This window comes from Cellulomonas biazotea (assembly GCF_004306155.1).
In the GTDB taxonomy this organism is placed as follows: domain Bacteria; phylum Actinomycetota; class Actinomycetes; order Actinomycetales; family Cellulomonadaceae; genus Cellulomonas; species Cellulomonas biazotea.
This window is the reverse complement of record NZ_BIMR01000213.1, coordinates 1-2,990: the sequence shown is the minus strand read 5'-3', so window position 1 is coordinate 2,990 and position 2,990 is coordinate 1. Positions and strand designations below refer to the sequence as shown.

The 2,990-nt window shown below is 75.8% G+C and carries 3 protein-coding genes; 2 read left to right on the top strand and 1 reads right to left on the bottom strand.

Annotation, left to right across the window (positions count from 1 at the left end; genetic code table 11):
- Window positions 1–59 precede the first annotated feature (59 nt).
- Together dprA and whiG are read left to right on the top strand one after the other, a co-directional pair.
- A complete protein-coding gene (gene dprA / locus CBZ_RS13700; RefSeq protein ID WP_130782080.1) occupies window positions 60–1,274 on the top strand; it encodes a DNA-processing protein DprA in 1,215 nt (404 codons plus the stop codon).
- Window positions 1,275–1,702: 428 nt separating this feature from the next.
- Entirely contained in the window at window positions 1,703–2,614 is a 912-nt protein-coding gene (gene whiG / locus CBZ_RS13695; RefSeq protein ID WP_174768677.1) for an RNA polymerase sigma factor WhiG, read from the top strand.
- Between the two features lie 19 nt (window positions 2,615–2,633).
- On the opposite strand, the gene CBZ_RS13690 is transcribed toward whiG, so the two are convergent.
- Window positions 2,634–2,990, bottom strand: a 357-nt coding sequence (locus CBZ_RS13690) for a M23 family metallopeptidase (protein WP_130782079.1), incomplete at its 5' end; no start/stop codon positions are given.

Sequence of the window (2,990 nt, the reverse complement as noted above, 5' to 3'; positions counted from 1 at the left end):
GCTCCGGACCGGTCGGACGTCGGCCGGGCGCTCCTGCTGCGCACGCGCGGGCACGGCGCATGACCCGCGTCGAGGCGATCGACGACGACCGCACGGCCCGGGTCGCGTGGAGCCTGCTCGTCGAGCCGGGCGACGCGGTCGCGGGGGCGCTGGTCGCCGCGATGGGCGCGCCGGCGGCATGGGCGTGGCTGCTCCGTGCCGCGGGGTCCGGCGAGGTCCCGGATCCGCTCGGCCGCGACGACGCGCCGGGTCCGGTCGGGCAGGCGGTGGAGGCGCCAGGGCGTGCCCGCCTGGCGCGCGCGCTCGACCGGTGGCTGCCCCGTCTGCCCGGGCTCGACGTCGACCGGCCGCTCGACGTCCTGCACCGGATGGGCGGCGCGTTCCTCGTGCCGGGCGACCCCGCGTGGCCCGCGCCCCTCGACGACCTCGGGCCTGCCGCGCCGGTCGGCCTGTGGGTGCGCGGACGCAGCGAGCTGGCCGCGATGACACGTGGCTCGGTCGCGGTCGTCGGCGCCCGCGCCGCGACGACCTACGGGGAGCGCGTCGCCCACGACCTCGCGGCGGGGCTCGCCGACGAGCGGACGACCGTCGTGTCGGGCGGCGCGTTCGGGATCGACGCGGCCGCGCACCGCGGCTCGCTCGCGCGCGGCGGACCGACGGTCGTGGTGCTCGCCGGCGGGGTGGACCGGGCCACGCCGGCCGGGAACGCGCGTCTCATCGAGGCGGCCGTCGCCGACGGCGGCGCGGTGGTGGCGGAGGTCCCGGTCGGCCGGACCCCGACACGCAGCCGGTTCCTGCAGCGCAACCGGCTCATCGCGGCGCTCGCGGCCGGGACGGTCGTCGTCGAGGCTGCGTGGCGTTCGGGAGCGCTGAGCACCGCGCACCACGCCGCGGGCCTGCTCCGGCCGGTCGGTGCCGTTCCCGGCCCCGTCACCTCGGTCGCGTCGGCGGGGTGCCACCGGCTGCTGCGGGACGGCGTCGCCGTGTGCGTCACGGACGTCTCCGACGTCCTGGAGCTCGTGCGCGGCCCCGGGGTCGAGGCAGAGGAGCCGTCGGCGGCACGTCCGGGCGACGAGCTCCCCGAGCACGCGCGCCGCATCCTCGACGCGGCGTCCCGGCGGCGGGCGCTCGACGTCACCGCGCTCGCCGTCCGGGCGGGAGTGAGCCTCGACGAGGCCAGCGGAGCACTCGGGATGCTTGAGCTCGAGGGCGCCGTCGAACGCGTGCAGGAGGGATGGCGGCTGGCCTCGGCCGGGCCCGGACGCGTGACGTGACCGACGAGTTCCCGGCAGGTCCCACGTGCGCAGCCCCCGCGCGGGTGAATTTCCGAGCGGGAATCGGCCGAATCGGACATCGATTCAGACAATGCGACCGCATTCGACCGTGACTGCGCCGAGCGGGTGATGGAGCCGCTTGTTCCTGCCTGTGTTTCCCGTCACCGTAGGGCCATGAACGAGACGCGGAGCACGGTGGGGAACCCTCCCGTCGCGACTTCCCGCGTCGCGTTCCCGGCTTTTCCCGCGCGTCGCGGAGAAATGCCCGGACGTCGGGTGGGTCTCATGTCGTCGACGACGGCAGGACGCACGACGACCCCGGGCAGCACCTGCGGCGCGCGGTGCACGACCTCCCTCCCTCCGGCCCGGCCGACGTCCTCGGTCCACGGCCCCGCGCTCGCCCGCGCACGCATGAACGGAGTACCTCGATGACGAGTGCACTGGATGCCGGACAGGTCCTCCGCACCCGCTTCGCGGGCACGGCCCCGATCGGTGTCGTCCCCCGTCAGCGGACGGCCGCCGACGCCCTCGTCGAGCCGGTGGCGCCGGTCGTCGAGGTCGAGGCCGTCGTCGACGTGTCGCCGGTCGCCGCCGCGTGGGACGACTACAAGACCACCGGGTCGCGGGCCGCGCGCGAGCAGCTGATCCTGCACTACGCGCCGCTCGTCTCGGCCGTCGCCGGCCGCGTCGGGATGCGCCTGCCCAGCACCGTCGAGCAGGCGGACCTCGTGTCCTACGGCATGTTCGGGCTCATCGACGCGATCGAGAAGTACGAGACCGACCGTGCCGTGAAGTTCGAGTCGTACGCCTCGTCCCGCATCCGCGGCGCGATCATCGACGAGCTGCGGGCCATGGACTGGGTCCCGCGCTCGGTGCGCACCAAGGCCCGCTCGGTCGACCGCGCCTACGCCGAGCTCGAGGCGAAGCTGCACCGCGTCCCCACCGAGGCCGAGGTCGCCGGACACCTCGAGGTGTCCGTCAGCGAGTTGCGCGCGACGTTCTCCCAGCTCTCCACGGTCAACGTCGCGGCGCTCGACGAGCTGCTCGGCGGCGGCGAGGACCGTCAGGCCGGTGTCAGCCTGGGGGACACCCTCGGCGACGACCGCACGCAGGACCCTGCCGGAGCGCTGGACGCCGCCGAGACCAAGTACCTGCTGGCCCGCGCGATCGAGCAGCTCGGCGAGCGCGAGCGCATGGTCGTCGTCCTCTACTACTACGAGGGCATGACGCTCGCCGAGATCGGCCGCGTGCTCGGCGTGACGGAGTCGCGCATCTCGCAGATGCACACCGCCGCGATGCTGCGCCTGCGCACCCGGCTCGTCGAGGCCGAGCAGGTCTGACCTCCCGCACCCGCGCGGGTCAGTCGAACGGCAGCAGCACGATCGGGCCGTCGTCGAGCAGCGCCAACGGGTCGACGTACCGCTCGCCCACGCGCACGCCCCAGTGCAGGCACGTCGCCGGCGCGCAGTGCGCGGCCCGGGCCTCGTCGACCGTGCCCACGACGTCGCCCGCCGCGACCCGGGCCCCGACGGCCGTCGTCGCCGTCACCGGCTCGAACGACGAGCGCCGACCGTCGTCGTGGGTGACCGTGAGGACCCCGCGCCCCGCGACGGTGCCGGCGAACGTGACGGTGCCCGACGCGGGCGCCCGCACGACCGCCCCCGGCGAGGCGCGCAGGTCGACGCCGCGGTGCCCGGCGGCCCACGGTGCGGGCGG

Coding starts and splice junctions, on each gene's coding strand:
- dprA (WP_130782080.1), top strand. CDS start 60: ATGACCCGCGTCGAGGCGATCGACGACGACCGCACGGCCCGGGTCGCG.
- whiG (WP_174768677.1), top strand. CDS start 1,703: ATGACGAGTGCACTGGATGCCGGACAGGTCCTCCGCACCCGCTTCGCG.